This window comes from Acidovorax sp. Leaf160, from assembly GCF_001424265.1.
Classification (GTDB): domain Bacteria; phylum Pseudomonadota; class Gammaproteobacteria; order Burkholderiales; family Burkholderiaceae_C; genus Paracidovorax.
Genome location: NZ_LMOV01000005.1, coordinates 46113 through 73067 on the forward strand (window position 1 = coordinate 46113; position 26955 = coordinate 73067).

Sequence of the window (26955 nt, forward strand, 5' to 3'; positions counted from 1 at the left end):
TCCCATGTACACCGCCAAAGGCCAGCTTGATCGCGATGCCCAGATCCGCCAGCACGTGCCCCTGGTGCGGCGGATCGCGCACCACATGATCGCCAAGCTCCCGCCCAACGTGGAGCTGGACGACCTGATCCAGGTCGGCATGATGGGCCTGTCCGAGGCCCTCACGCGCTACGAAGCCGCCCAGGGCGTGCAGTTCGAGACCTTCGCCAGCCAGCGCATCCGCGGCGCGATGCTGGACGAGCTGCGCGAGGGCGACTGGATGTCGCGCAGCTCGCGCAAGAGCCAGAAGGACATCGAGCATGCCGTGCAGCGCATCGAGCAGAAGCTGGGCCGCAGCCCGCTCGAATCGGAAATCGCCCAGGAGCTGGGCATGTCGCTGGACGACTACCAGTCGCTGCTGGGCAAGGTGCGCGGCACGCAGCTGGTCTACCTGGAGGACATGAGCCGGGGCGATGACGACGACGACAGCTTCCTGGACCGCCATGTGGCCGACAGCGAGGCCGACCCGATGGCCGTGCTGCGCGACCAGCGGCTCAAGGCGTCCCTGGTCGCCGCCATCAAGACACTGCCGGAGCGTGAGCAGTACATCATGGGCATGTACTACGAGCACGACATGAACCTCAAGGAGATCGCCGCCGTGCTGGGCGTGACCGAATCGCGGGTGTGCCAACTGCACAGCCAGTCCATCGCGCGGTTGCGCGCCAAGATGCGGTCGCACTGAAGAAGCCAGGCGGCCACCGGCCGGCACGGAGCTGCGATCGACGCAGATGAAAGCAAAAGGCCGACGTTTGTCGGCCTTTTGCTTTGGTAGCCCCGGTCGGACTACCGAGAGGTTCCGCAGGGGCGGGAGATCCCCAGCCGGGCCGCTCAGCTCGCCGAACCGGCGCCCCCGCCCTGCCGGTGCTTGCGCGGCCGGCCGGCCAGCAGCCGGTCGAACCAGCCATTGGGCAGCAGGCGCAGCAACTTGGCGACCACGCCCATCTGCCAGGGGATGACGCGGTAGCTCGCCCCGGCACGGATGGCGCGGTAGGCGCGGTCGGCGAAGTCCTCCGGCTGCATGAGGAACGGCATGCCGTAGCGGTTCTGCCGCGTGAGGGGCGTGTCGATGTAGCCGGGGCAGAGCGTCACCACCCGCACGCCGGCCGGGCGCAGCTCGCCCCGCAGGCTCTCGCAGTAGCTGATCACCGCCGCCTTGCTGGAGCAATACGCCCCGTGGCCCGGCAGACCGCGGATGCCGGCCACGCTGCCGATGCCGACCAGCGCCCCGCTGCCGCGCTGCACCATGCCCGCCACGAAGGGCTGGAAGGTGGCGGCCATGCCGAGGTTGTTGGTGGCGAAGGTGCGCGCCATGACCTCCAGGTCCTCGCGCACGGCCGTGTCCATGCCCACGCTGATGCCGGCATTGGCGATGACCACGTCCGGCAGGCCCTGGGCCTGCAGGCAGGCCTGGCCGGCGGCGACGATGCTGTCGGGCAGCGACACGTCTGCGCTATAGATTTGATAGCTACCCGCTTTGATTCCACGGGCGCCCGCCCATGATCTGACTTCATCCGTACGCCGTGCCACCAGCGCCAGGCGCCAGCCGGCCTGGTGGAAGCGCCAGGCCAGCGCCTGGCCGATGCCGCTGGAAGCACCGGTGATGAAGACCAGCGGGGACGACGGGTTCATGCGGTGCGCTCCAGGCAGGACAAAGGCGGCGATGGCGATGGCGATGGCGGCGGCGGGGCGGGACCCTGGGTGGGCGCATCAGCGCCGGTTGGCCGCGCCCGGCGCCGGCTGCAGGGTGCCGCGCACGCGGCCCTGCAGCTGGACGATCTGGTCGAGGTTGTCGTAGTCCATCCGGTCGGCGGTGAACTGGTCGCTGCCGCGCGTGAGGGTGACCGGCTGGTCCGACTGCACCTTCTCGGAATTGACCCAGATGTGCAGGAATTCGCCCCGGAACTCCAGTTTCGGCTGCGGCGCCACGCCCTTGCGGGGCAGCGACTCGCGCGTGACGATGGCATTGCCGAAGAGCTGCACCTCCGAGCCGTCGGCGTTGGACAGGGCCCGGTTGGCGGTGGCCACGGTGACGCGGCCTTCCGGCGTGACCGAGCGCATGTGCACCTTGTCCACCTCCAGCGTGTCGGTGTCTTCGTAGTGGCGCGCCACGTCGCCGCGCATGTCGCTCTCCAGCCGGCCGGTGGCGTCGAAGGTCTTGACCGAGAAGCCGCGCATGAAATAGTCGGGTTCGTGCGTGGGCACGCGGACCTGCTGGGTCTGCGGCGGCTTGGGGGCGTTGCGCACCAGCCACCAGGTGCCCAGCGCCAGCAGCCCCATCAGCAGCGCGGGCAGGTAAAGGGACACCCGGTCCCAGCTCAGGCGCATGCGGCGTGCGACGGTCATGCGTAGTCCGCCAGCAGCGCGGCATAGCGGCCGCTGGCCACCAGCAGCAGGTCGCAGAATTCGCGCGCCGCACCGGCGCCGCCCGGCGCTTCGGTGACGTAGTGGGCCACGGCGCGGGCTTCGATGTGGCCGTGCGCCGGGGCGCAGGCGATGGCGGAGCGGCGCATGACCGGCAGGTCGGGCCAGTCGTCGCCCATGGCGGCGGCCTGGCTCCAGTCCAGCCCCAGCTCGCCCAGGATGGCCTCGGCCGCGGGGCGCTTGTCTTCGGTGCCGAAGCGGGCATGCACCACGCCCAGCGCCTGCAGGCGCAGGCGCAGCGCGGGGGCGTCGCGCCCGGTGATCACGGCCGGCACGATGCCGGCGCGCTGCAGCAGCTTGATGCCGTGGCCGTCCAGCGTGTGAAAGCGCTTGAGCGTCTCGCCTGCTTCCGAGAAGTAGAGGCTGCCATCGGTCAGCACGCCGTCGACGTCGAAGAACGCCACGCGCACGCCCTGCGCCTTCAGCAGCAGCTCGGGGTCGTGCTGCAGGGCCGGGCGCAGCGGGGGCAGATCGGGGGTGGGGAGCGCGGGTGCGGCAGCGGCCATCAGATCACCTTCGCGCGCATCAGGTCGCCGATGTGGACCACGCCCACCAGCAGGCCGGCGGTGTCGGTCACCAGCACGCTGGTGATGCCGTGGCGCTCCATGGCGGCAGCGGCGTCCACCGCCAGGGCGTCGGCCGCGATGGTGCGCGGGCCGGCATGCATGACCTCGCCGGCGGTCGCGCCGCGCAGGTCGGCGCCGGCCTCGATGCGGCGGCGCAAGTCGCCATCGGTGAACACGCCCAGCAGCCGGCCTTCGGGGCTGACCACGGCGGACGTGCCCAGCCGCTTGGCGCTCATCTCGCGCATGAGTTCGCTGAACGAGGCCTGCGGCCCCACGCGCGGCACCTCGTCGCCCGCGCGCATGACGTCGGCCACATGCGTGAGCAGCTTGCGGCCCAGGGCGCCGCCGGGGTGCGACCGGGCGAAGTCCTCGGGCCGGAAGCCCCGGGCGTCCAGCAGCGCGACGGCCAGCGCGTCGCCCATGGCCAGCTGGGCCGTGGTGCTGGTGGTGGGCGCCAGGTTGAGCGGGCAGGCCTCGCGCTCCACGCTGCAGTCCAGCACCGTATCGGCATGGCGCGCCAGGGTCGACTGCAGGCCGCCGGTCATGGCGATCAGCGCGGCGCCCAGGCGCCTGAGCACCGGCAGCAGCACGGTGAGTTCGTTGCTTTCGCCGCTGTTGGAGATGGCCAGCACCAGGTCGCCCTGCGTGACCATGCCCAGGTCGCCGTGGCTGGCCTCGGCCGGGTGCACGAAGAAGGCGGGCGTGCCGGTGGAGGCCAGCGTGGCGGCGATCTTGCGGCCCACGTGGCCGCTCTTGCCCATGCCCATCACGACCACGCGGCCCGGCGTGCCCAGGATGCGGCGCACCGCGTCGACGAAGGGCTCGCCCAGGCGGGCGGCCATGCTGCCCAGCGCGGCGGCTTCGATGGCGAAGGTTTCACGGGCCAGGCGGAGGGTCTCGGCGGGGTCGAACGGCGGCACGGCGGCGGGGGCGGATGACATGGTGGCCGATTCTATCGACCGGCCCCCGACCGGCGCTGGCGCTGGGCTAGCATCGGGCATGTCCTCGCTCGCGCTCACCCTGCTCTACCTTCTGGCTGCCGTGCTGGGGGTGGTGGTGTGCCGCAGCCTGAAGCTGCCGCCCATGCTGGGCTACTTGGCGGCGGGCATCCTGATCGGGCCGCATGCGCTGGCCCTGGCGCAGGATTCGGAGGGAGTGCGGCACCTGGGCGAATTCGGCGTGGTGTTCCTGATGTTCGCCATCGGGCTGGAATTCAGCCTCTCCAAGCTGCGCGCCATGCGGCGCTACGTGTTCGGCCTGGGGCTGATGCAGGTGGCCCTCACCATGGCGCTGGGCATGGCCGGCATGCTGCTTTTGGCCCGCTGGGTGGGCGGCGTGTGGAACATCGGCTGGCAGACCGCGCTGGCGCTGGGCGGCACGCTGGTGATGAGCAGCACGGCCATCGTGGTCAAGCTGATGGCCGAGCGCGCCGAGCTGGAGAGCGAGCACGGGCGCCGGGTGCTGGGCATCCTGCTGTTCCAGGACCTGGCGGTGGTGCCGCTGCTGGTGCTGATTCCGGCGCTGGGCTCGTCGCCCGAGCGGCTGATGGTGGAGATGGGCCTGGCGCTGCTCAAGGCCACGGTGCTGGTGGGCGTGCTGCTGGCCGGCGGCCAGCATGTGATGCGCTGGTGGCTGACCCTGGTGGCCCGGCGCAAGAGCGAAGAGCTGTTCATGCTCAACCTGCTGCTCATCACGCTGGGCCTGGCCTGGCTGACCGAGCTGGCCGGGCTGTCCCTGGCGCTGGGCGCGTTCATCGCCGGGGTGCTGGTGTCCGAGACAGAATACCGCCACCAGGTGGGCACCGACATCCGCCCGTTCCACGACGTGCTGCTGGGCCTTTTCTTCGTGACCGTGGGGATGATGCTGGACTGGCACATCCTGCTGGAGCGCTGGGCCCTGGTGCTGGCGCTGCTGGCGGTGCCGCTGCTGCTGAAGATGGGCGTGATCCTGGTGCTGGCGCGCGGCATGGGCGCGACCACGGGCGTGTCGCTGCGCACCGGGCTCTATCTCGCCCAGGCGGGCGAGTTCGGCTTCGTGCTGCTGTCGCTGACGCAGGAACACGGCCTGGTGCCGGCCGCGCTGATGAACCCCATCCTCGCGGCGATGGTGCTGTCGATGCTGGCCACGCCCTTCCTCATCCTGCACAGCAACCGCATCGTGATGAAGCTGGTGGCCAGCGACTGGCTGCAGCAGTCGCTGCAGATGACCACCATCGCCCGCACGTCCATCAACACCGACCGCCACGTGCTGATCTGCGGCTACGGCCGCTGCGGCCAGAACCTGGCCCGCATGCTCGAGCGCGAGAACATTCCCTACCTGGCGCTGGACCTGGACCCGGACCGCGTGCGCCAGGCCGCCGCCGCGGGCGACTCGGTGGTGTATGGCGACGCCACCCGGCTGCAGGCCCTGGTGGCGGCGGGCCTGGCGCGGGCCAGCGCCGTGGCCGTGACCTACCTGGACATTCCCGCCACGCTCAAGGTGCTGGCGCACACCAGCAGCCACGCCGCCCACGTGCCGGTGGTGGTGCGCACGCAGGACGACCAGTACCTGGACCGGCTGCAGGCCGCCGGCGCGACCGAAGTGGTGCCCGAGGCCATCGAGGGCTCGCTGATGCTGGCCAGCCACGCCATGGCGCTGGTGGGCGTGCCGATGCGGCGCGTGCTGCGGCGGGTGCAGGAGCAGCGCGACGCCCGCTACAACCTGCTGCGCGGCTACTTCCACGGCGCCGACGACGACACCGGCTCGGAACGCGACCAGGCGCGGCTCGCCTCCATCACCCTGCCGCCCGGCAGCGCGGCGCTGGGACGCCCGCTGGGCCAGCTGGCCTTGCAGGAGGTGGGCGCCCAGGTGGTCAGCCTGCGCCGCGGCAGCGGCCGCATGTCGGCCGCCGACCCGGGCACGCCGCTGGCCGAGGGCGACACGCTGGTGGTGTCCGGCCACCCGACGGCCCTGGCGCTGGCCGAAGACCGCCTGCTGCGCGGCTGACGCCGCGCCCTTCAGCCGCCCGGCGCGAGCGCGGCCACCAGCTGCTCGGCGGGCGCGGGCCGGCCGAACAGGTAGCCCTGGAACCGGCTGCAGCCGTTGCGCAGCAGGAATTTGCGCTGGCCCTCGGTTTCCACGCCCTCGGCCACCACGTCCAGCCCCAGGCTCTGCGCCAGGGCGACGATGGTGCAGGCAATGGCCGCGTCGTTCGGGTCGGTGAGCACGTCGCGCACGAAGCTCTGGTCGATCTTCAGCTGGTCGAGCGGCAGGCGCTTGAGATAACCCAGCGACGAATACCCGGTGCCGAAGTCGTCCAGCGAAAAGCCCACGCCCTGCCGGCGCAGCACCTGCATCTTGGCGATGGTGTCCTCCACGTCGTGCAGCAACAGGCTTTCGGTCAGCTCGATCTTCAGGCGGCGCGGGCTGGCACCGCTGGCCTGCAGCGCCGCCACCACCTGCTGCACGAAGTCGACATGGCGGAATTCATGCGCGCTGACGTTGACCGACACCGTCCACTGGGCCGTGACGGGCTGCCCGGCCCACTGCGCCAGCTGGTCGCAGGCGGCGCGCAGCATCAGCCGGCCCAGGGGCATGATGAGCCCGGTGTCCTCCGCCACGGCGATAAATTCGCCCGGCGGCACCATGCCGCGCTGCGGATGCCGCCAGCGCACCAGCGCCTCGGCGCCCAGCACGCGGCCGTCGGCATCGACCACCGGCTGGTAGTGCGGGAAGAATTCGGCCCGCTGCAGGCCCACGCGCAAGTCGGCTTCCAGCACCGAGCGGGCGGTGGCCGCCGCCTGCATGGCCGGATCGAAGAAGCACAGCATGTTGCGCCCCTGTGCCTTGGCCTGGTACATGGCCAGATCGGCCCGCTGCAGCAACTCGTTCAGGTTCTGTCCGCGCCCGAGGAACAGGGCCGCGCCGATGCTCGGGCTGTTGTGCACTTCCCGGCTGCCCAGCCGGTAGGGCTGGTTCAGCAGGGTGAGCAGGAACTGCCCGACCTTGCGGGCTTCGCGGGCGGCGCTCGCCTCCTGCGCGTGCAGCTTGGGCAGCACGACCAGGAATTCGTCGCCACCCAGCCGCGCCACCGTGTCGCTGGCGCGCAGGCCGGCGGACAGCCGCTGCGCCACCTGCACCAGCAACGCATCGCCCCACTCATGGCCGAGCGTGTCGTTGACGTGCTTGAAGTTGTCCAGGTCGAGGAACAGCAGCGCGCCGAAGCGGCCCGACGCCTCGCCGAGGGCGCAGGCCTGCTCCAGCCGGTCCAGCAGCATGCGGCGGTTGGGCAGGCCCGTGAGTTCGTCGAAGAACGCCAGCCGGTGGATCTCGGCTTCGGCCTGCTTGCGCTCGGTGATGTCCCGGCCCACGCCGCGATAGCCCAGGAACTCCCCCTCGGCGTCATAGAACGGCTCGCCGCTGATCGACACCCAGGCGAAGCCGCCATCGATGCTGCCGTACTGCAGCTGCAGGTCGAGGAACACCTCGCGCGCCTGCAGCCTGGCCTGGTGGTCCTGCCACTGCGAAGGCGTCAGCCCTTGGCTGGGCAGCTCCCAGCGGGTCTTGCCCAGCAGCTCCTCGGGCCGGGTCGCGATGTCAAGCCGGTGCGCGCCCTCCACGCGGGTGAAGCGGAATTCGGCGTTCTGCTCCCAGTACCAGTCGGACGACAGCTGCGTGAGGCTGCGCCAGCGCGACTCGCTGACCCGCAGCGCTTCCTGCGTGGCCACGTAGTCGGTCACGTCGGTGAACGTGCGCACCCGGCCGCCGCCGGGCAGGGGCCGGGTGCGGATCTCCAGGTGGCGGCCCGCGCGCGTCTTGCGCAGGTAGACCTCCGGCATCTGCAGGCGGCCGCCATGCGCTGCGTACTCATCGCGCACGTAGCTGCGCGCGCCGGGCTCGATGTAGCGGAAGGCATCGCCGAAGTCCCCGCGCTCGGCCTGGAAGCGCACCACGTCTTCCACCCGGGGGGCGCCCTGCAGCAGCGATTCGGGCAGATCCAGCAACTCGAGGTAGCGCTGGTTGTGCACCCGGATGCGGCCTTGTCCATCGACGTTGGTGATGCCCTGCGCCACCGCCGCCAGCGTGCCTTCCAGCGCCTGGGTCTGCTCGCGCAGCTGCTCGGTGGCGCGCGCCAGCTGCGCTTCCACGGCACGGCGGGCGGCTTCCGCGCGCAGCGGTATTTCCATCTGCACCAGCGTGCCCAAGAGCGGCTGCAGGCCGCGGAGCGCGTCCTGCGAATAGCCGCCGGGGCGGCCCGACAGCAGCAGCAGCAGGACCGGCTCGCCCGATGCGGAGAGGGCCTGCGCTGCGCACGGCTGGGCCGGCAAGGCGGCCTCCAGCCCCTGGCCGGCGAGGCCCGCGACGGGGGCGTGGGCAGCGGCCATCGCCGTGCCCGCCAGCGCCCGGGCCAGCAGCCCCGGCCCGGGTCCGGCGGTGTCCGGCACCGGCCAGGCGCTGCCTTCGGCGGGAGCGGTCTGGCCCGCTGGCCAGGGCCCGGTCACGCAGACCAGCCGCATCGTTCGTGCGGCCGCAGGCGTGCGGGCCGCGTCGGCTGCGCCGTCCGCGACGGCGGCCTCGTGCGCCGTTGCGGCCGGCTCGACATGCGCGAGGAAGCCGCAGGTGCTCTGGGTGTGCACCAGCAGCTCCTGCAGCAGCAAGGTGAAGGCGGCCGTGGCATCGCCGCCGATGAAGAAGGACTGCGCCCGGGAAATGGCATTGAGCAGCCGGTGCTGGCGCGCCTGCAGGGTCTGCGCCGCCTCTCGCACGCGGGCTGCGCTGCACTGCTCGTGCACCGATTCGATCTGCGCCGGCACCGTGAGCAGGTAGGCGTGCGCGGCGTCGCGCACGACGAAGTCGCTGAAACCGTGCCGCAGGGCGGGCCCGGCCCGGCCCACGCCGTCTTCGGGCAGCGCGATCACCACGGGCACGCCGCGGGCCATTTCCAGCACGTCGTAGGCGCCGCCGTCGGGCAGGTGTTCGGCCGCCACGATCACGTCGCAGCGCACGGCAGCGAGATAGCCCCAGGCATCGGCCACCGTGGGCGCCACATCGACCCGCCAGCCCAGCCAGGCGTCGGCCAGCGCGCGCACCAGGGCCTGCGCATGGGCCGCATCACCGTCGACGAGCAGTATGGAAAGAGACATGGACGTCGGGCTTCATCGAGAAAGGCCTGGCAGGCCGCGGAGGCGGGGCGTGTCGGAGCCGACGCGGCCATTATGCGACGGCGCCCGGACGCTGTTTACACTGGCGCACCGGCCGCTGGCGCCCCCGGCGCCGGCCTGCCGCGCCGGCACCCGCAGCGGGCCTCCCGGCCGCTTTCCCCACCCCAACCCCGACAGTCCGCCCCATGCAGCATTTCAGCGTCAACGACTACCTGCGCCAGCACATCCGCACCGTGCCCGACTGGCCGGCGCCGGGCGTGCAGTTCCGCGACATCACGCCGCTGCTGCAGGACCCGAAGGTGTTCCGCGTGATGATCGATGCCTTCGTGCACCGCTACATGGACCGGGCGCTGCGCCCCGACGTGGTGGCCGGCCTGGACGCGCGCGGCTTCATCCTGGGCGCCGTGGTGGCCTACGAACTGAACGTGGGGTTCGTGCCGATCCGCAAGAAGGGCAAGCTGCCTTTCACGACGGTCGAGGAAACCTACGAACTCGAATACGGCAGCGCCACCGTCGAGCTGCATGCCGACGCCGTGAAGCCGGGCGACCGCGTGCTGCTGATCGACGACCTGATCGCCACCGGCGGCACCATGATGGCCGGCAAGAACCTGCTGGAAAAGCTCGGCGCCACCGTGACCGAGGGCGCTGCCATCGTCGACCTGCCGGAGCTGGGCGGTTCACGCCGCCTGACGCAGGCCGGGCTGTCGCTGTTCACGCTGGTGGATTTCAGCGGCCACTGAACCCCTGGCCGCGCGCCGGGCGGCGGGCGGGCTGGCCCGCCCTGCCCCCGCTACAGCTGGCCGAATTGGGTGTTGCTGAGTTCGTGCGGACGGGTGTCCGGCGCGGGCAGCTCGGTGTCTTCGAAACCCGTGCGGCCCGACAGGGCCGGCCCCACCGGGCCGGTGCGCACCGATTCGCCCGGCAGCATGGCCGGCGCGGGCGACATGCCCGCCGCTGCCGATGCCGGAACCGGTGCCGATGCGACCAGCGCACCCTGGCGGCTGGCGGCGGCGTCCAGCAGGGCGCGCTTGAATGCGGCCACCTCGTCGTCCTGGATCGGATCGGTGCGGCCGGCGATGTGCGACCCCGTCCCCGTCCCCATCGCAGTTCCTCCTGCGGCGACTGCCACCGCCGGGCCCCTGACGCTGCCGACGCTGCCGACGGGTGCCGGGCGGCTGTGCGCCGGCGCCTCGGCCTCCTGAGGGGACGCAGCGGCGGCCCGGGGCGGGCGCACCACCGGCGCCACCACCACCAGCGGCGGCGTGACCGGCGCCATGGACGGCGCGCAGGCGTAGGCCGGCGCGACCGCGGAGGCGGCATGGGCGGGGACGCCGGCATGGGCCGGCACCTGGTCGCTGATGCGCCAGTACACCGCCGTCACCTCGATGTCGAAACGGGTCTTCGCGGTCTGCACGATCAGCGCTTCGATCTCGCTCAGCCGCACGGTTTCGCCGCCGTATTCGCGCGCCAGATCGACCATCGCCAGAAAGCGCTGGCCGCGCTGGTCGAGCGACAGCACCTTGAACTTATAGCCGGCGGAGAGCACTCCCGCGCGGACCATGGCGTCGCGCACCACGGCATAGAGCAGCTCACGCCGCTCCATGCGCTCGGTGCGGCGCCCGGCGGCATCGGCGGGCGGCTGCAGGTGGGGCTCCACCAGCCCCGCTCCGGGCACGGCGGGCCGCGCCATGCGGCCGTTCCGCTGGGCCGGCGCAGACGCCCCGGAACGGGACGGCCTGGGTTCGCGGAACAACCAACTGAGCAGAGACATGCCGTACTTTCGCAAGAGCGCAGGAAAAGATGCGAATCAGTTTAGCCGGCGTCCCGGGCGGCCTTTGTACGCAGACTGCCCGATTCCACGGCAGCGCCGGACGCGGCGGCGCCCGGGGCTGGTCGGCGGCATCTGTGCCGGCACGCACCGGGCAAAGCGGGCACGGCGGCCGCGGCGTGCGCGCTCAGGTCGCGGCGATGCGGCGGCGGCGGTTGGCCAGGCGCCGGGCGAGCACGGCGCCGGCCGCCATCGCCAGCTGCAAGGCGGCGGCGGGCTGGCGGTTGGAAAGCTCGGCAAAGCGCATCGCCGTCAGGCTCCACAGCACGCAGGGGGCGCCGGCCTGCACCGTGGCGCTGCGCGGGCGATGGGAAAAGAAACCGCCCTCGCCGACGATGGAGCCCGGCCCGACGATGGCCAGGCGCAGGCGGGCCTTCTCGTCCTCGGAGTGCACGCTGAGGGTGCCGCTTTCGACCAGGTAGAGCGTGCGGTCCGGCTCGCCCTGGCGGAACAGCACCTGCCCGGCCGGCAGCGACACCGGCAGCAGGTAGGGCGCGAGCGCCTCCCACTGCTCGGGATTCAGCACGTTGTCCAGGCCGTCGTCGGAAGCGGTGGCCGATTGCACGGCCTGCAGCAGGCCGCGCAGGTCGGGGCGGGAGGGGGTGGAATGCAGGGCAGCGCTCATCGGCGGCGACCGTAACCGCGATCGGGCGCCGGCACAAGGGGGGCGTGCGACGGCGGCTACTTGCCGATGCAGAAGCTGGAGAAGATCACGCCCAGCAGGTCGTCGGACGTGAATTCGCCGGTGATGGCGTTGAGCGCCTGCTGCGCCAGCCGCAGTTCCTCGGCCAGCAGGTCGAGCGCCGGCCCGGCGGCGTGCAACTGGGCCGCCGCCTCCATCAGGTGGCCATCGACCGCCTGCAGCGCGGCGATGTGGCGGGCGCGGGCGATGTAGAGCCCTTCGGGCGCGGCCTGCCAGCCGGCCACTTCCAGCAGCAGGCGCCGCAGCGCGTCGAGCCCGGCGCCGGTGCGCGCCGAGAGCCGCACCGAGGGCCGGGGCGCCCCGCCCTGCCCTGGCTCCGCGCCGGCCGGCTCCGCCATGTCCGGCAGCGCCACCACGTCGCCGTCCACGCGGTCGAGCTTGTTCCAGACGTCGATGACGGGCACGTTGCCCGGCACCTTCCGGGCGATGGCGCCCGCGATATCGGCCTCTGCGGCCATGTACTCGGCAGCGTTCGCGCGACTCAGGTCGTGCAGGAACAGCACGGCGTCGGCCGCGGCGATCTCGTCCCAGGCGCGGGCGATGCCGATCTTCTCGACCTCGTCGTCGCTCTCGCGCAGGCCGGCGGTGTCGATCACGTGCAGCGGCACGCCTTCGATCTGGATGGTCTGCTGCACCTTGTCGCGCGTGGTGCCGGCGATGGGGGTCACGATGGCCAGTTCCGCCCCGGCCAGCGCGTTCAGCAGCGAGCTCTTGCCCGCATTCGGCTGGCCGGCGATGACGACCTTGATGCCCTCGCGCAGCAGCGCGCCCTGGCTGGCGCGGCGCATCACCTCCGCCAGGGAGTGCTGCAGTTTCGATAGCTGCCCTGCCGCGTCCGCCTTGCGCAGGAAGTCGATTTCCTCTTCCGGAAAGTCGAGCGTGGCCTCCACCAGCATGCGCAGGTGCACCAGCGCGTCGCGCAGGGCGTGGATCTCCTGCGAGAAGGCGCCCGCCAGCGACCGGCTGGCACTGCGTGCCGCGGCCTCGGTGCTGGCGTCGATCAGGTCGGCGATGGCTTCGGCCTGGGCCAGGTCGATCTTGTCGTTGAGGAAGGCGCGCTCGGTGAATTCGCCCGGCTGGGCCAGCCGCAGGCCGGCCAGCAAGGGAGCGCCGCCCTCGCCCGCCGGCGCTGCTGCTGTCGCCGCCGCCGCCTCCAGGCAGCGCGCCAGCAGCAACTGCAGCACCACCGGCCCGCCGTGGGCCTGCAGCTCCAGCACGTCTTCGCCGGTGTAGCTGTGCGGTGCGGGAAAGTAGAGCGCCAGCCCCTGGTCGATGGGCTGGCCGGCCGCATCGCGGAATGGCAGGTAGGTCGCTTCGCGGGGTTTCAGCGCCCGGCCGCAGAGCGCGTGCACCAGCCCGCCCAGGCCCCTGCCCGACACGCGCACGATGCCGACCGCGCCGCGCCCGGGGGCGGTGGCGATGGCGGCGATGGGATCGGTGTGGCGGGGCAGCATGGGCGCGAGGACTCCGGCGGGACGGGCAACAAGGGGAGCGCGATGATAGCCCTGCCGTCGCCACGGCGTTCCCCACGGGCCGGCGCCGGAGGGGCCCGCGCCCGCGCTATCAAAAAAATAGCTGCCTGCGCTGGATTCTTGGGCACCTGCAATGGTTTTGCCATTCCAGGGCCCGTGCAATCAGCGCAGGCAGCTATGGTTTGAATAGCACCCGGGGGCGCCCCGGGGTACGGGGCGGCGGGCCGGGCGCGGGGGGCCGGCTTACTTGATGGTCGTCCAGACGGGCATGGGGCGATCATCCGCGCGGTGCTGCGTCTCGACGCCCTTGCGCATCGCCCAGGGGCGGATCTGGTGGTGCAGCGGCAGGTAGTAGTACTCGTCCTTGACCAGCTTCAGCGCGCTGCCAATCAGGGCGTCGCGCTTGGGCGCATCCATCTCCACCTTGATCTGGCTGATCATCTCGTCGAGCTTGGGGTCACTGAAGCGGCCGCCGTTGTAGACGCCCGCCGCCGTCTTGCCCTGCTTGGTGGACATCAGCGAGTCGAGCGAATAGAGCGCGTCGAACGTGGCCACGCCCCAGCCGAACAGGTAGGCGCTGACGTCGTTGTTCATCACGCGGCTGACGAACTGCGCCATGGGCGCGGCCTGCAGCGTGGTCTTCACGCCGATGCGCGTCCACATCGCCGTGACGGCCTGGCAGATGGCTTCGTCGTTGACGTAGCGGTCATTCGGGCAGTCGAGCTTGAGCGCGAAGCCGTTCGGGTAGCCGGCGTCGGCCAGCAGCTTCTTGGCGGCTTCCACGTCGTACCTGGCGGCGCGTTCGTCCAGGCTCTTGCTCCAGCCGTTGACCATGGGCGCGACCATGGTGCCGGCGGGCACCGACAGGTTGCGCATGGTGCGGCTGTGGATGCCGGCCGAGTCGATGGCCTGGTAGAGCGCCTGGCGCACGCGCTTGTCCTTGAGCGGGTTCTTGCCGGGCGTGCCGGCGCCGGGCAGCTCGTCGCGGAACTGGTCCAGACCCAGGTAGATGGTGCGGTTCTCGGCGCCTTCGATGAGCTTCAGGTCGGGGCTGGCCTTCATGCGGGCCAGGTCCTGCGGAGGCGGATCGACGACGAAATCGACCTGGCCGGAGATCAGCGCGGCCGAGCGCGTGGCCGCCGACTTGATGGGCGTGAACACCACTTCGTCGATGTTGCCGGTGGGCTTGTCCCACCAGGCGTCGTTCTTCTTGAGCGTGATCTTCACGTCGGGCTGCCAGCTGACCAGGCTGAAGGGGCCGGTGCCGTTGGCGTTGCGCGAGGCGAAGTTCTCTTCCTTGCCGGCGTAGTCCTGCGCCTTGGTCGAGTTGTTCTTCTCGGCCCAGGCCTTGTTCATGATGCGCGCCTCGGTCAGCTCGCGCAGCAGCACCGGGTTGGGGCCCTTGAGGATCAGCTCGACGGTGAAGTCGTCGATCTTCTTGACCTCTTTCAGGCTCTGCACGGACGACTGCATGTTGGAGGGCGGAGTCATCGCGCGGGTCAGCGAGAACACCACGTCGTCGGCGGTGAAGGGCGAGCCGTCGTGGAATTTGACGCCCTTGCGCAATTCGAAGCGCACCTGGGTCGGGGAGACCTGGGTCCACTGCGTGGCCAGCGCGGGCTGGATCTGGTACTTCTGGTCGTAGCGCACCAGGCTTTCATAGACCTGCTGCAGGAAGGCATGCGTCGTCTGATGGTTCTGGGCGTGGGGGTCCGCAGTCAGGATGTCGTTGGCGCCCGCCCACCGCATGGTGGCCGCACCCGCCGAGCCGGCGGCCAGAAAGGCCGCAAGCGCCACGGTGCCGAGGGTCCGGTTCATCAGTTTCAAACGCTGTTGTTTCATCAACGAGCCTCCAGAAAGAAAACAATTGAGGGAAGCAGACAGCCTAGCAATGAACGTACCGAAAAGACAGCGGCCGCCCGAAGGCGGCCGTTGGGGATTGCCCGAATGGCGCTGCGCGTGGTCGGCGCACCAGTTCGGGGCAGGGGGTCGGGCTAGCGGAACTTCGGCAGGTTGAACTGCGGCGGCACGCCCATGCGGGTGTTGATGATCCACTGCTGCGCGATCGACAGAATGTTGTTCGTCAGCCAGTACAGCACCAGGCCGGCCGGGAAGAAGAAGAACATCACGCTGAAGATCAGCGGCATGAACCACATCATCTTGGCTTGCAGCGGATCCGGCGGCGCGGGGTTGAGCGCGGTCTGCAGCAGCGAGCTGGCCGTCATCAAGAGCGGCAGGATGAAGTACGGGTCGGGCGATGACAGATCGCGGATCCAGCCGATCCAGGGCGCGTTGCGCATTTCCACGCTGGACAGCAGCACCCAGTAGAGCGCAATGAACACCGGGATCTGGATCATGATGGGGAAACAGCCGCCCATCGGGTTGACCTTCTCCTCGCGGTAGATGCGCATCATCTCCTGCTGCATCTGCTGCGGCTTGTCCTTCAGACGCTCGCGCATCTCCGTGATCTTGGGGTTGATGGCCTTCATCTTGGCCATCGACGCATAGGCCTTGGCATTGAGCCAGTAGAAGGCGATCTTCAGCAGCAGCACCAGGGCGACGATGGACCAGCCCCAGTTGTTCAGCAGCTTGTGCAGCTGGTCGAGCAGCCAGTAGAGCGGCTTGGACAGGATGGTGAGCCAGCCGTAGTCCTTGACCAGCTCCAGGCCCGGGTAGAGCTTTTCCATCATGGTCTCGATCTGCGGGCCGGCGAAGAGGCGCGCATCGACGGCCTTGGACTGGCCCGGGGCGATCTCGCCGACCTTCATGATCATGCCGACCGAGTACAGGTTGGTGTCCACCTTGCGCACGAACAGGTCGCGCTGGATGCCGTCGGCCAACAGCCAGGCCGCGGCGAAATAGTGCTGCACCATGGCCACGTAGCCGTTGGGCGACGCCTTGTCGATCTCGGCCTTGCCGCTCTCGATGTCCTTGAATTCGACCTTGTGGTACTTCTTGGCTTCGGTGTAGACGGCCGGGCCGGTGAAGGTGGAATAGAACGATGACTCGCCTGGCGGCTTGTTGCCGTCGCGCACCAGCTGCAGGTAGAGCTGGGGCGACACGGGGGCCGTGCCGGTGTTGACGATCTCGTGCTTGACCGAGATGTCGTAGGCGCCGCGCTTGGCGGTCCAGGTCTTGACCAGCTTCACGCCGCCCATGTCGGCCGACTCGAAACGAACGCTCAGCTCGTTCTCGTTGTCACCCAGCGTGCGCGAGCCGGGCACCAGCGTCATCGGCGTCTTGTGGGTGGGGAAGTTGCCGCCGATCAGGCCGGTCTGCGCCAGGTAGACGCGCTGCGCGCTCTCGTCGAGCAGCACGAAGGGCTTGGACTTGTCGGCCATGTCGGCGTACTGCAGCAGCTCGCCATGCACCAGGGTGCCGCCTTCGCTGTCGAAGCCCAGGCGCAGCACGTCGGTGGTGACGGTGACGCGCTCGCGCGCTGCCGCCTGCACCGGTGGCACGGCGCCGCCGGGCACCTGCTGTGCGCCGGCCGTGCCGGTGGCCGCAGGCGCGGTCGGCACGCTGTTGGCGCCGGTGGCGGCAGCGGGTGCCGACGAGGCGGAGGCGGCCGGCGCATTGGCCGGCGCGGACTCGGTCTGCGCGACCGGTGCCGGGAAGAAGGTGGCCTTGTTGCCGTTGTGGATCTGCCATTTGTCCCAGAGCAGGACCATGGAGAAGCCAAAGATCACCCACAGGATGGTGCGGCGAATGTCGTTCATGAAGTCTTCTTAGGTGAGGACGAAGAGGAGGCGGAGGGCATCAGCCGCGAGAACAGGCGCGCCGCCCGGGGCGGCTCGTCCGGCACGGGGTCGAGCCCGCCGTCGCACCACGGATGGCACCGCGCCAGCCGGCGCACGGTGAGGTAGCTGCCCACCGTGGCGCCATGGTGTTCCAGCGCCTGCAGCGAATACGCCGAGCAGGTGGGCTCGAACCGGCAGGCCGAACCCAGCCAGGGACTGAGCAGCAGGCGGTAGGCGCGCACGATGCCCATGAGCAGCGCGCGCATCATGCCGCGACCCCGCCCGGTGCCGGTTGCAGCGATGGCGCGGCGGCAGGAGGTAAGGTGGCAGGAGGTGCGGCGGACGGTTCGGTGCGCGCGGCGCCGGAGCGCCGCACGGCATGGCCGAACAGCTGCAGCAACTCGGCACGCACGGCACGCTTGAGTTCGTCGGACGTGGCGCTCAGGAACTGCTTGCGGTCGAAAGTGGCCCGCAGCCGCACCACGTGCGCCGCCACGGGCAGCTGCGCCTCGAAGGTGGCCGCCACCGCATGGATCTGCCGCTTGATGGCATTGCGCGTCACCGCGCGGCGCGCCCACCGCTTGGGCACCATCGCGCCCATCCACGGCCCCTGGCGTTCTCCGCGCACCACGGCAAACAGGGCCTGCGGCCCCTGCGTCGTCGGCAAGGAACCGGGCCCTGTGGGAGGCGATGCCGCCGCAGCCGCCGAGGCGGCAGCAGGAGCGCCCCCGCCTTCCTGCAGACCCAGCCGGTGCAACGCGAAGTGCGCGGTGCGGGAAACAGTTCCGCCGGCCATGGCGGCCTGGAACTGCGGGCGGGTCTTCAGCCGGTGCATGGCAGCGATGTCCCGGTCGGGGACGTGGCAGCGCAAGGCAGCAAGCGGGAAAGGCGGTGGGCCGAAAGCCGGACGGCCTGCGCGCTTAGACGGCCAGGCGCTTGCGGCCCTTGGCGCGGCGGGCGTTGATGACGGCGCGGCCGCCACGGGTCTTCATGCGCACGAGGAAACCGTGGGTGCGGGCGCGGCGGGTCTTGGAAGGCTGGTAAGTACGTTTCATGATCGATCCTTGGGGGTCAGTTACGGGCCGGCCCGGTCAAGGGCATGCGCCGCCGAGCAACTTCCCACGAAAAGGAGAAAAAGGCCGCCCGGGCTTCATCACCCTGAACACATTCAGGGAAACCCGAGATTATTGCAGGCTTGGCGGCGGCTGGCAATCCACTGCCGGATCAACGCGATTTCCCGGCCACCGTGGCGGCCGGCGCGCGAAGGCCCGCACAGCGGCCGGGACAAGGCGCGGCAGGTTGTGGATAACTCCTTGACAAGCTAGAATCGCGCCCCTTCATTCGTTCCTCCTATCCACACAAAAAGAAGCCGCAGCAATGACCGAGGAACTCTCCCACGACCCGATGAACGAGCCCGGCGGCGACGCCGGCCAGGGGTTGTGGCAAGCCTGCGTGGAACAGCTGGCCCAAGACCTGCCCGAGCAGCAGTTCAACACCTGGATCAAGCCCCTCGCGGCCCAGGTGGCGCCCGATTTCACCAAGGTCACCGTGCTGGTGGCCAACCGTTTCAAGCTCGACTGGATCCGCGCCCAGTACGCCGGCCGCATCGCCGCGCTGCTGGAAGGCCTCTACGGCCAGCCGGTCACGCTGGAGTTAGCGCTCGCTCAGCGGGAAAGCGTGGTGCGCACGTATGTCCGCCCTGCCGCCGCCGAGCCCGCACCGCACAGCGAGGCCCTGCCGCCTGCGGGCGATGACGCCGCGCCTGGCGCGGGCGCGTTCCGCCATCGGCTCAACAGCGCACTCACTTTCGAGACGCTGGTGGAGGGCACCGCCAACCGCATGGCACGGTCCGCCGCCATGCACGTGGCGGGCTCGCCCGGCCATCTCTACAACCCGCTCTTCATCTACGGCGGCGTGGGCCTGGGCAAGACCCACCTGATGCATGCCGTGGGCAACCGCCTGCTGCAGGACAAGGCCGATGCCAAAGTTCTCTACATCCATGCGGAACAGTTCGTCTCGGATGTGGTTAAGGCCTACCAGCGGCGCACCTTCGACGAGTTCAAGGAGCGTTACCACTCGCTCGATCTGCTGCTGATCGACGATGTGCAGTTCTTCGCCAACAAGGACCGCACGCAGGAAGAGTTCTTCAACGCGTTCGAGGCCCTGCTGACCAAGAAGAGCCACATCGTGATGACGTCGGACACCTATCCCAAGGGCCTGACCAACATCCACGACCGGCTGGTGTCGCGTTTCGACTCGGGCCTGACGGTGGCGCTGGAGCCGCCCGAGCTGGAGATGCGCGTGGCCATCCTGATCAACAAGGCCCGCGCCGAAAGCGCCGACATGCCCGAAGAGGTCGCCTTCTTCGTCGCCAAGAACGTGCGCTCCAACGTGCGCGAACTGGAAGGCGCGCTGCGCAAGATCCTGGCGTATTCGCGCTTCAACCAGAAGGAAGTCTCGATCCAGCTGGCGCGCGAAGCCCTGCGCGACCTGCTGTCGATCCAGAACCGGCAGATCAGCGTGGAGAACATCCAGAAGACGGTGGCCGACTACTACAAGATCAAGGTTGCCGACATGTACAGCAAGAAGCGGCCGGCCTCGATCGCGCGGCCGCGCCAGATCGCCATGTACCTGGCCAAGGAGCTGACGCAAAAGAGCCTGCCCGAGATCGGCGAGCTGTTCGGCGGCCGCGACCACACCACGGTGCTGCACGCGGTGCGCAAGATCTCTGGCGAGCGCCAGCAACTGACCGAGCTGAACCAGCAACTGCACGTGCTGGAGCAGACGCTCAAGGGCTAGCCGGTGGCGCGCCCTGGCCCGATGGAGCCCACCCGCGTCCACGCCCGCTTTCAAAGGCAAAATGCCGTGTTGGGCGGCCCGAGGGGGGTTTGCGGCTTCCTGCCAGCGAAGCTGCCGTCCACGCACGTTTTCCCAAATCACCGAAAGTTGACGACATGATTGTCCTCAAGGCAACACAAGACAAGGTTCTCGCGGTTCTGCAATCGGTGTCCGGCATCGTCGAGCGCCGGCACACGCTGCCCATCCTGGCCAACGTGCTGATCCGCAAGACGGGCAACGCGCTCCAGCTCACCACCAGCGACCTGGAAATCCAGATCCGCACGACGGCCGAGCTGGGCGGCGACACGGGCGACTTCACCACCACCGTGGGCGCGCGCAAGCTGATCGACATCCTGAAGACCATGCCCGGCGACCAGACGGTGAGCCTGGAATCGCAAGCCTCCAAGCTGGTGCTCAAGGGCGGCAAGAGCCGCTTCACGCTGCAGTCGCTGCCAGCCGAGGACTTTCCGCTGGTGCAGGAATCGGCCGCCTTCGGCCCGGCGTTCAGCGTGCCGCAGAAGGTGCTGAAGGACCTGCTGGGCCAGGTGTCGTTCGCCATGGCGGTGCAGGACATCCGCTACTACCTGAACGGCATTTTGTTCGTGGCCGAGGGCAAGACGCTGAGCCTGGTCGCCACCGACGGCCACCGCCTGGCCTTCGCCAGCGCCACGCTGGATGTCGAAGTGCCCAAGCAGGAAGTCATCCTGCCGCGCAAGACGGTGCTGGAGTTGCAGCGCCTGCTGTCCGATGCCGGCGGCGAGAACCAGCCGCACATCGAGATGCAGTTCGCCAACAACCAGGCGAAGTTCACCTTCGGCGGCATGGAGTTCGTCACCAAGCTGGTGGAAGGCAAGTTCCCGGACTACAACCGCGTGATTCCGAAGGGCCACAAGAACGGCCTGACGCTGGGCCGCGCGCCCCTGCTGGCCAGCCTGCAGCGCACGGCCATCATGACGAGCGACAAGTTCAAGGGCGTGCGCCTGAACCTGGAACCCGGCACCCTGCGCGTGGCGTCGAACAACGCCGAGCAGGAAGAGGCGGTGGACGAGCTGGACATCGACTACGGCGGCGACACCATCGAAATCGGCTTCAACGTCACCTACCTGATCGACGCCCTGGCCAACATGGGCCAGGACATGGTGAAGGTGGAACTGGCCGACGGCAACAGCTCGGCGCTGATCACCATCCCCGAGAACGAGAGCTTCAAGTACGTCGTGATGCCGATGCGCATCTGACGCACTGCGGACGGGTTCCGGCGCCGATCCTGCCTTTTGCTATTATATTTATAGCAAAAGGTGTAGGTATATCAAGCGCTGGAGCCCTTTTTGATATCGAATTGACAATGGGAAACCCTGCGTTTCCACGGACCCCGAGGCTAGCCATCCATGACCGCTGAGAACCACCTGCCCGCACCTTCCGAGAACGGCGCGGGCGACGACGCGCAGCCCACGCCCGTGCCCACGCACAAGATCGACACGCAGCAAGCCGGTGCGAGCGAGGGCTACGGCGAAGGCGCGATCCAGATCCTGGAAGGCCTGGAGGCCGTGCGCAAGCGTCCCGGCATGTACATCGGCGACACGTCGGACGGCACCGGCCTGCACCACCTGGTGTTTGAGGTGGTGGACAACTCCATCGACGAGGCGTTGGCCGGGCACTGCGACGACATCGTCGTCACCATCCACAGCGACAACTCCATCAGCGTGACCGACAACGGCCGCGGCATTCCGACCGGCGTGAAGATGGACGACAAGCACGAGCCCAAGCGCTCGGCGGCCGAGATCGCCCTGACCGAACTGCACGCGGGCGGCAAGTTCAACCAGAACAGCTACAAGGTGTCGGGCGGCCTGCACGGCGTGGGCGTGAGCTGCGTGAACGCGCTCAGCAAGATGCTGCGCCTGACGGTGCGCCGCGACGGCAAGGTGCACGTGCTGGAATTCAGCCAGGGCTTCGTGCAGAACCGCCTGCTGGAGACGGTGAACGGCGTCGAGGTCTCGCCCATGCGCATCACCGGCGAAACCGACAAGCGCGGCACGGAAGTGCATTTCCTGCCCGACACCGAGATCTTCAAGGAAAACAACGACTTCCACTACGAGATCCTGGCCAAGCGCCTGCGCGAGCTTTCCTTCCTGAACAACGGCGTGCGCATCCGCCTGAAGGACGAGCGCGACGGCCGCGAAGACGACTTCTCCGGCGCCGGCGGCGTGAAGGGCTTCGTCGACTTCATCAACGCCAGCAAGAAGGTGCTGCACCCCACCGCCTTCCACGCCACGGGCGCGCGCCCGGCCGAAACCTACGGCGGCATCCCCGGCACCGAGATCGGCGTCGAAGTGGCCATGCAGTGGAACGACGGCTACAGCGAGCAGGTGCTCTGCTTCACCAACAACATCCCGCAGCGCGACGGCGGCACCCACCTGACCGGCCTGCGCGCCGCCATGACGCGGGTGATCGGCAAATACATCGAAACCAACGAGCTGGCCAAGAAGGCCAAGGTCGAGGTGAGCGGCGACGACATGCGCGAAGGCCTGTGCTGCGTGCTGAGCGTGAAGGTGCCCGAGCCCAAGTTCAGCAGCCAGACCAAGGACAAGCTGGTGTCGAGCGAAGTGCGCGCGCCGGTGGAAGACATCGTCGCCAAGACGCTGACCGACTACCTGGAAGAGCGCCCGAACGACGCCAAGATCCTGTGCGGCAAGATCATCGAAGCCGCCCGCGCCCGCGAAGCCGCGCGCAAGGCCCGCGAGATGACGCGCCGCAAGGGCGTGCTGGACGGCATGGGCCTGCCCGGCAAGCTGGCCGACTGCCAGGAGAAGGACCCGTCGCTGTGCGAGATCTACATCGTCGAGGGTGACTCCGCCGGCGGCTCCGCCAAGCAGGGCCGCGACCGGAAGTTCCAGGCCATCCTGCCGCTGCGCGGCAAGATCCTGAACGTGGAGAAGGCGCGCTACGAGAAGCTGCTGACCTCCAACGAAATCCTGACGCTCATCACGGCGCTCGGCACCGGCATCGGCAAGGCCGGCGGCGCGGTGGACGGCAAGAGCGGCGCCGACGACTTCAACGTCGACAAGCTGCGCTACCACCGCATCATCATCATGACCGACGCCGACGTGGACGGCGCGCACATCCGCACGCTGCTGCTGACGTTCTTCTACCGCCAGATGCCCGAGCTGGTCGAGCGCGGCCACATCTACATCGCGCAGCCGCCGCTCTACAAAGTGAAGAACGGCAAGGAAGAGCTGTACCTGAAGGACGCCCCGGCGCTCGACACCTTCCTGCTGCGCGTGGCCCTGCGCGACGCCAGCGTGACCACCGGCGGCGCCAACGCCCAGACCCTGTCGGGCGACACCCTGGCCGAACTGGCGCGCAAGCACCAGCTGGCCGAACACGTCATCGACCGCCTCTCGGCCTTCATGGACCAGGAAGCCCTGCGTGCGATTGCCGACAGCGTGAGCCTGAACCTTGACACCGCCCGGGACGCCGAAGCCAGCGCCGTGGCGCTGCAGGCCAAGCTGCGCGAGCTGTCCACCAACGGCATCCCCGCCGAAGTGGCCAGCGAATTCGACGCCCGCACCGACAAGCCCATCCTGCGCATCAGCCGCCGCCACCACGGCAACGTCAAGAGCAGCATCATCACGCAGGACTTCGTGCACGGCGCCGACTACGCCGCCCTGTCCGAAGCCGCCAACACCTTCCGCGGCCTCATCGGCGAAGGTGCCCGCGCCCTGCGCGGCGAAGGCGAGAAGCAAAAGGAAGAAAAGATCGGCGACTTCCGCCAGGCCATGGCCTGGCTCATCAGCGAAGCCGAACGTACCACCGCCCGCCAGCGCTACAAGGGCCTGGGCGAGATGAACCCCGAGCAGCTGTGGGAAACGACGATGGACCCCGAAGTGCGCCGCCTGCTGCGCGTGCAGATCGACGATGCGATCGAGGCGGACCGGGTGTTCACCATGCTGATGGGAGACGAGGTGGAGCCGCGGCGGGATTTCATCGAGACGAATGCGTTGCGGGCGGGGAATATCGACGTGTAACGATGCTGTCGACGAGCGCAAAGTTTTGCCGAACTTGATGCAAAGTTCTGCCGTTTTTTCCGGACGACTGGCGTCGAGCGAGTTGAAACGCGTTTGAGCGCGTCAGTCCCCCGACCGCCGCGTTTAAGGAAGCGCCTGCCCGATTCCGGCCGTATAGGGTATTGGCCGGCAAAGTACACCCGTAACAGAAAGTAGGTGAGAGGGATATGGTTGTTCTCGGCGTCATGCTCAAGGGAAACGTTGCCCGTCTGGTCGCCCTCTCGGGAAGGCAATCAGCCCACACCGTCGTGAAAAGCCGGGTCAACAAGCTCGAGCTACCCAAGAATCCAACGAAGGACGACGTAGACACGTTCGTTCAGGCCTTCAAATCGTTCTGTGCCGTAAACGCAGTCGACCTCGTTGCAATCAACCGGCGCGCCACTTCTGGTCAAGGTGCGGGCGGCGCAGGCACATTCATCGCAGAAGGTGTCCTCCTCGCGTCATCACCCTGTCCGGTTGAGTTCTTCCATCCCGCAACGATCAAAGCAACTGATCGAAAAAAGGCGGCGCTGAAGACCTCGCGCCCCGATACCGCGGACCTGGGCAATGCCTATGACTTGGGCTTTGAACGCATGCCGGAGTGAAGCATGGCGCTTGACCTCAACGCGCTACCTCACGAGGCCCGCGAACTTTTGTTGAAATTTCCAGAGTTCGAGCCCAATCATTTCAACGACTCTGGCGCCAACGGCTTTGTACTGCTCGGACGGCACAACGTGCTCCAGCGAGACGTCGCGCTGAAAATCTACTTCCACGCGCCCAACGAGGTAGACCAGGAGCCCGCAATGGTGGCGGCGCTCAACCATCCGAATGTCATGAAGGTCCTGGATGCGCGGAACCTGCGACCAGATTGCTCCTTCTTCATGACCCCTTTCGCCAACTATGGCGACCTCAGCACTTACCTCCGAGAGAACCACATCTCTTTGCCCCTGGCGTTTCGGCTGCTTGTGCAGCTGTTATCCGGGCTGTCCGCGCTTCATGCTGATCCCAACCGGCTTCTCCATCGCGACCTGAAGCCGCAGAACCTGCTGGTTCATGACGACACGATCCTCATCGCCGACTTCGGTTCGGTGCGCCATATTGCCGGTGGAAAAGACTCCGTGCCGGCCTCCAAACATAGCGTGCTCTATCGGCCACCCGAGGCGTTTGGCGACGACGGGTACTTTGACTTTTCGTCGGACTGCTATCAAGCCGGCATAGTCGGTTATCTGCTCTTTGGTGGGGCACTAAGTGAAGAACTTCCCAGCCACCTCAAGCGCTCGGAAACACGCCGCCTTGCCGAGCTGAAGTTTCAGAATGTGCCCTGGTATCAGGAGTGCGAGTTCGTCGATCAATGCATTCGCGCAAAGGTCGAAAAGGGGACATTGCTGGACTGGGACTCAATCCCGGAGTTTGTTCCTCGACGAATCGTCCGCGCGCTCAAACGGGCGACTGCGACGGCGAACCGATTTGGCGATGCAAGTGAGTTCCTGGCTCAGCTCGCCTCGCCCAAACCATTGCCGGACTGGATCCGTGAGGACAGCCACACTTGCAGCCTTCGCTCGTGGAAGGGGCTCGACTACCAAGTGACTGAGCGCGACGGTCAGGTTTTCGTTCTAAAACGGCGTGTCGGCGCCGCCAGGTTCATCAACGACAACGCCCTTTCTGGCGGGACATGGTCACAAACCATGGAACGGCTTACCGAAAAGCTGGGGCTGCCTTGAGAGGTGGTGGCAAGCCTGTTCTGCTTCAAGCTGATTCCTGACCGGCGTCTTTACGTTCAAGCCTGGTAGGCGGCCGAACGTTTCAAGTTGTCAGTTGATTATTGATTAACCGCGACCTGTCGCACCTTCTCGACAGCCGCCAAGGAAGTTCGCGGCAAAAGGCGCATCGTCGGGGACCGATAGTCGACGAGACTTCAGGCAAAACGGCAGCGCCCAGAGTCGCAGTCCCTCCGGCTTGGGAAACTCGAACACCGACAGCGGTCGGTCGAACGTGCTGGTCTTCGGGTAGACCAGCACAACGTCACCAAGTCCATCTAAGTAGCTGTGGCCATAAGCCTGCAGTTGGTAAAAGTCTCCCTGCGAGAGACCGTATTTGTCAGATCCATTCGACTTCAATCCGTCCAACAGCTTCCACTTGGTGTCCAGCACAAGGGCGTCGCGGCCGCCGTCTCGAATCAGCAGATCGGGCTTCAGCCGAAACCAGTTCTGCCCGCGGTGACGAACCAGATGATGGCTGCGCGCCTGGGTCTTCAAGATCAGTGGCCGCGTCAGCTGTCTGGCTAGGTGCTTGGCAGCGAACGCTTCGAAGACCGCCTCCATTGGGAATAGCAGAGAAGGTGCATGGTGGTTGCCCGTTCCGGTCAATGGCGACGCCTCGTCAAGGATCAGCCGAGCCCACGCCAGCGCGTCGGTGTAGTACCCCATACCTCGATCCAGCCGCACCCGCTGAAAGTCGATCCTGGGCTGCACCGACGCGGGCACGTCCGCGAACACAAACTTCAGCTCGCGTGCCAATCGCTGATTGGCTTGGGACGCAGTCAGCACCAACACCCTTCGCAGCGCGGCGTGCAACAACCGGTTCTCCGGTCGGTCGGTAGTGAACTCGTCATGCTCGGTGAAGAATCTGTCGGCTCGATACAGGTTCTGCCGCATATGCGGTGCCACCAGCAGCTTTCCTCGCAATGCGAAGAGGTTGTCTTGCCGACTTGAATAGTCGCTGCGAAGCCCGCTCTTAACGATGCGCTCGACCGCGCGCAGATACTCCGCAATGAAGACCTCCAGCAGCGGTATGCGCGCTGCAGAGATCTTGGCGCTGTCTGTTTGAACGTGGCGGAAGCCCTGGAGACAGCAGAGCATCTCGATTAGCAACTGGCGCGCCTCTTTGGCACCGCCGCCAATGGCCTTTCCGACCTTCGGCAGCACCTCGATCTGGAATCCATCCGGTGCGCGGAGCACGCCGACGAAGCTGGTCACCTGAACGGCGCGTCGCCCCCGGCGCTGCGTGAGGCGCAGCCAAGCAGCATCCCCTGCTTCGGCGGATCGGAGGCACTGATCCTCCAGCCAGCCGTAGACCCTGTCTGGGACACGATGTAGATTCTCAGCATCGCCGGAATCCGACGCCGCTGCAATCAGCGCGTCGAACTCGTAGATCGTGATGCCATTCACA

At 68.1% G+C, this 26955-nt stretch carries 22 protein-coding genes; 8 read left to right on the forward strand and 14 right to left on the reverse strand.

Annotation, left to right across the window (positions count from 1 at the left end; all coding sequences use genetic code 11):
* Positions 1 to 4 precede the first annotated feature (4 nt).
* Entirely contained in the window at positions 5 to 721 is a 717-nt protein-coding gene (locus ASF94_RS04330; RefSeq protein WP_056662121.1) for an RNA polymerase sigma factor FliA, read from the forward strand.
* Between the two features lie 146 nt (positions 722 to 867).
* On the opposite strand, the gene ASF94_RS04335 is transcribed toward ASF94_RS04330, so the two are convergent.
* The 4 genes from ASF94_RS04335 to ASF94_RS04350 all read right to left on the reverse strand — a co-directional run bounded on the left by ASF94_RS04335 (position 868) and on the right by ASF94_RS04350 (position 3967).
* Complete coding sequence (locus ASF94_RS04335; protein ID WP_056662124.1) at positions 868 to 1668, reverse strand: SDR family oxidoreductase; 801 nt, start codon at positions 1666 to 1668, stop codon at positions 868 to 870.
* A 78-nt stretch (positions 1669 to 1746) separates the two neighbouring features.
* Positions 1747 to 2382: an LPS export ABC transporter periplasmic protein LptC gene (lptC, locus tag ASF94_RS04340; RefSeq protein ID WP_056662126.1), complete on the reverse strand. Its 636-nt coding sequence runs from the start codon at positions 2380 to 2382 to the stop codon at positions 1747 to 1749.
* The gene (locus ASF94_RS04345; protein WP_056662129.1) at positions 2379 to 2966 is read right to left on the reverse strand and encodes an HAD family hydrolase; all 588 of its coding nucleotides are present in this window, start codon (positions 2964 to 2966) and stop codon (positions 2379 to 2381) included. Before ASF94_RS04345 ends, lptC begins: the two co-directional genes overlap by 4 nt.
* Complete coding sequence (locus ASF94_RS04350; RefSeq protein WP_056662132.1) at positions 2966 to 3967, reverse strand: SIS domain-containing protein; 1002 nt, start codon at positions 3965 to 3967, stop codon at positions 2966 to 2968. Before ASF94_RS04350 ends, ASF94_RS04345 begins: the two co-directional genes overlap by 1 nt.
* A 58-nt stretch (positions 3968 to 4025) precedes the next feature.
* On the opposite strand from ASF94_RS04350, the gene ASF94_RS04355 reads away from it, so the two are divergent.
* On the forward strand, positions 4026 to 6011 hold the full coding sequence (locus tag ASF94_RS04355) for a monovalent cation:proton antiporter family protein (RefSeq protein ID WP_056662135.1): 1986 nt from the start codon (positions 4026 to 4028) through the stop codon (positions 6009 to 6011).
* A gap of 11 nt (positions 6012 to 6022) precedes the next feature.
* Here ASF94_RS04355 and ASF94_RS21865 read toward each other — a convergent pair whose 3' ends face one another.
* Positions 6023 to 9148, reverse strand: coding sequence for an EAL domain-containing protein (locus tag ASF94_RS21865; RefSeq protein WP_056662138.1), 3126 nt, complete (start codon positions 9146 to 9148; stop codon positions 6023 to 6025).
* 203 nt (positions 9149 to 9351) lie between these two features.
* On the opposite strand from ASF94_RS21865, the gene ASF94_RS04365 reads away from it, so the two are divergent.
* Positions 9352 to 9906, forward strand: coding sequence for an adenine phosphoribosyltransferase (locus ASF94_RS04365; RefSeq protein WP_056662141.1), 555 nt, complete (start codon positions 9352 to 9354; stop codon positions 9904 to 9906).
* 50 nt (positions 9907 to 9956) lie between these two features.
* Here ASF94_RS04365 and ASF94_RS04370 read toward each other — a convergent pair whose 3' ends face one another.
* The 8 genes from ASF94_RS04370 to rpmH all read right to left on the reverse strand — a co-directional run bounded on the left by ASF94_RS04370 (position 9957) and on the right by rpmH (position 17964).
* On the reverse strand, positions 9957 to 10856 hold the full coding sequence (locus tag ASF94_RS04370; protein WP_369818631.1) for a hypothetical protein: 900 nt from the start codon (positions 10854 to 10856) through the stop codon (positions 9957 to 9959).
* 265 nt (positions 10857 to 11121) lie between these two features.
* Positions 11122 to 11619 (reverse strand): Crp/Fnr family transcriptional regulator, encoded by a 498-nt coding sequence (locus tag ASF94_RS04375; RefSeq protein ID WP_056662147.1) that lies wholly within the window; start codon positions 11617 to 11619, stop codon positions 11122 to 11124.
* Positions 11620 to 11675: 56 nt separating this feature from the next.
* On the reverse strand, positions 11676 to 13151 hold the full coding sequence (locus tag ASF94_RS04380; protein ID WP_056662150.1) for a tRNA modification GTPase: 1476 nt from the start codon (positions 13149 to 13151) through the stop codon (positions 11676 to 11678).
* 261 nt (positions 13152 to 13412) lie between these two features.
* Complete coding sequence (locus tag ASF94_RS04385) at positions 13413 to 14987, reverse strand: ABC transporter substrate-binding protein (protein ID WP_369818632.1); 1575 nt, start codon at positions 14985 to 14987, stop codon at positions 13413 to 13415.
* A 176-nt stretch (positions 14988 to 15163) separates the two neighbouring features.
* Positions 15164 to 16888 (reverse strand): membrane protein insertase YidC, encoded by a 1725-nt coding sequence (gene yidC, locus ASF94_RS04390; protein ID WP_056662156.1) that lies wholly within the window; start codon positions 16886 to 16888, stop codon positions 15164 to 15166.
* Positions 16885 to 17178 carry a membrane protein insertion efficiency factor YidD gene (yidD, locus tag ASF94_RS04395; protein WP_056662158.1) on the reverse strand — a complete coding sequence of 98 codons (294 nt, stop codon included), beginning with the start codon at positions 17176 to 17178 and terminating at the stop codon, positions 16885 to 16887. Before yidD ends, yidC begins: the two co-directional genes overlap by 4 nt.
* Positions 17175 to 17744 carry a ribonuclease P protein component gene (locus tag ASF94_RS04400; RefSeq protein WP_056662216.1) on the reverse strand — a complete coding sequence of 190 codons (570 nt, stop codon included), beginning with the start codon at positions 17742 to 17744 and terminating at the stop codon, positions 17175 to 17177. Before ASF94_RS04400 ends, yidD begins: the two co-directional genes overlap by 4 nt.
* Positions 17745 to 17829: 85 nt before the next feature.
* The gene (gene rpmH, locus ASF94_RS04405; RefSeq protein WP_005798102.1) at positions 17830 to 17964 is read right to left on the reverse strand and encodes a 50S ribosomal protein L34; all 135 of its coding nucleotides are present in this window, start codon (positions 17962 to 17964) and stop codon (positions 17830 to 17832) included.
* A 322-nt stretch (positions 17965 to 18286) separates the two neighbouring features.
* Here rpmH and dnaA point away from each other — a divergent pair, with 322 nt between their 5' ends.
* The 5 genes from dnaA to ASF94_RS04425 all read left to right on the forward strand — a co-directional run bounded on the left by dnaA (position 18287) and on the right by ASF94_RS04425 (position 25508).
* Positions 18287 to 19708: a chromosomal replication initiator protein DnaA gene (gene dnaA, locus ASF94_RS04410; protein WP_082492980.1), complete on the forward strand. Its 1422-nt coding sequence runs from the start codon at positions 18287 to 18289 to the stop codon at positions 19706 to 19708.
* Positions 19709 to 19863: 155 nt separating this feature from the next.
* Entirely contained in the window at positions 19864 to 20982 is a 1119-nt protein-coding gene (gene dnaN, locus ASF94_RS04415) for a DNA polymerase III subunit beta (protein WP_056662160.1), read from the forward strand.
* A gap of 150 nt (positions 20983 to 21132) precedes the next feature.
* Complete coding sequence (gyrB, locus tag ASF94_RS04420) at positions 21133 to 23769, forward strand: DNA topoisomerase (ATP-hydrolyzing) subunit B (protein ID WP_056662163.1); 2637 nt, start codon at positions 21133 to 21135, stop codon at positions 23767 to 23769.
* 206 nt (positions 23770 to 23975) lie between these two features.
* Entirely contained in the window at positions 23976 to 24392 is a 417-nt protein-coding gene (locus tag ASF94_RS20655; RefSeq protein WP_082492981.1) for a DUF3010 family protein, read from the forward strand.
* Between the two features lie 3 nt (positions 24393 to 24395).
* Positions 24396 to 25508 (forward strand): protein kinase, encoded by a 1113-nt coding sequence (locus ASF94_RS04425; protein ID WP_056662166.1) that lies wholly within the window; start codon positions 24396 to 24398, stop codon positions 25506 to 25508.
* Between the two features lie 105 nt (positions 25509 to 25613).
* Here ASF94_RS04425 and ASF94_RS04430 read toward each other — a convergent pair whose 3' ends face one another.
* The gene (locus tag ASF94_RS04430) at positions 25614 to 26954 is read right to left on the reverse strand and encodes an McrC family protein (RefSeq protein WP_056662168.1); all 1341 of its coding nucleotides are present in this window, start codon (positions 26952 to 26954) and stop codon (positions 25614 to 25616) included.
* Position 26955 lies beyond the last annotated feature (1 nt).

What these genes read in the sequence shown, in the direction of transcription:
- ASF94_RS04345 (WP_056662129.1), bottom strand. Translation starts at nt 2,966, where the DNA reads ATGGCCGCTGCCGCACCCGCGCTCCCCACCCCCGATCTGCCCCCGCTG.
- ASF94_RS04375 (WP_056662147.1), bottom strand. Translation starts at nt 11,619, where the DNA reads ATGAGCGCTGCCCTGCATTCCACCCCCTCCCGCCCCGACCTGCGCGGC.
- ASF94_RS21865 (WP_056662138.1), bottom strand. Translation starts at nt 9,148, where the DNA reads ATGTCTCTTTCCATACTGCTCGTCGACGGTGATGCGGCCCATGCGCAG.
- ASF94_RS04370 (WP_369818631.1), bottom strand. Translation starts at nt 10,856, where the DNA reads ATGGCGCGGCCCGCCGTGCCCGGAGCGGGGCTGGTGGAGCCCCACCTG.
- ASF94_RS04425 (WP_056662166.1), top strand. Translation starts at nt 24,396, where the DNA reads ATGGCGCTTGACCTCAACGCGCTACCTCACGAGGCCCGCGAACTTTTG.
- ASF94_RS04355 (WP_056662135.1), top strand. Translation starts at nt 4,026, where the DNA reads ATGTCCTCGCTCGCGCTCACCCTGCTCTACCTTCTGGCTGCCGTGCTG.
- rpmH (WP_005798102.1), bottom strand. Translation starts at nt 17,964, where the DNA reads ATGAAACGTACTTACCAGCCTTCCAAGACCCGCCGCGCCCGCACCCAC.
- dnaA (WP_082492980.1), top strand. Translation starts at nt 18,287, where the DNA reads ATGACCGAGGAACTCTCCCACGACCCGATGAACGAGCCCGGCGGCGAC.
- ASF94_RS04350 (WP_056662132.1), bottom strand. Translation starts at nt 3,967, where the DNA reads ATGTCATCCGCCCCCGCCGCCGTGCCGCCGTTCGACCCCGCCGAGACC.
- dnaN (WP_056662160.1), top strand. Translation starts at nt 19,864, where the DNA reads ATGATTGTCCTCAAGGCAACACAAGACAAGGTTCTCGCGGTTCTGCAA.
- ASF94_RS04365 (WP_056662141.1), top strand. Translation starts at nt 9,352, where the DNA reads ATGCAGCATTTCAGCGTCAACGACTACCTGCGCCAGCACATCCGCACC.
- ASF94_RS04380 (WP_056662150.1), bottom strand. Translation starts at nt 13,151, where the DNA reads ATGCTGCCCCGCCACACCGATCCCATCGCCGCCATCGCCACCGCCCCC.
- yidC (WP_056662156.1), bottom strand. Translation starts at nt 16,888, where the DNA reads ATGAACGACATTCGCCGCACCATCCTGTGGGTGATCTTTGGCTTCTCC.
- ASF94_RS20655 (WP_082492981.1), top strand. Translation starts at nt 23,976, where the DNA reads ATGGTTGTTCTCGGCGTCATGCTCAAGGGAAACGTTGCCCGTCTGGTC.
- ASF94_RS04400 (WP_056662216.1), bottom strand. Translation starts at nt 17,744, where the DNA reads ATGCACCGGCTGAAGACCCGCCCGCAGTTCCAGGCCGCCATGGCCGGC.
- lptC (WP_056662126.1), bottom strand. Translation starts at nt 2,382, where the DNA reads ATGACCGTCGCACGCCGCATGCGCCTGAGCTGGGACCGGGTGTCCCTT.
- gyrB (WP_056662163.1), top strand. Translation starts at nt 21,133, where the DNA reads ATGACCGCTGAGAACCACCTGCCCGCACCTTCCGAGAACGGCGCGGGC.
- ASF94_RS04330 (WP_056662121.1), top strand. Translation starts at nt 5, where the DNA reads ATGTACACCGCCAAAGGCCAGCTTGATCGCGATGCCCAGATCCGCCAG.
- ASF94_RS04385 (WP_369818632.1), bottom strand. Translation starts at nt 14,987, where the DNA reads ATGAACCGGACCCTCGGCACCGTGGCGCTTGCGGCCTTTCTGGCCGCC.
- yidD (WP_056662158.1), bottom strand. Translation starts at nt 17,178, where the DNA reads ATGATGCGCGCGCTGCTCATGGGCATCGTGCGCGCCTACCGCCTGCTG.
- ASF94_RS04335 (WP_056662124.1), bottom strand. Translation starts at nt 1,668, where the DNA reads ATGAACCCGTCGTCCCCGCTGGTCTTCATCACCGGTGCTTCCAGCGGC.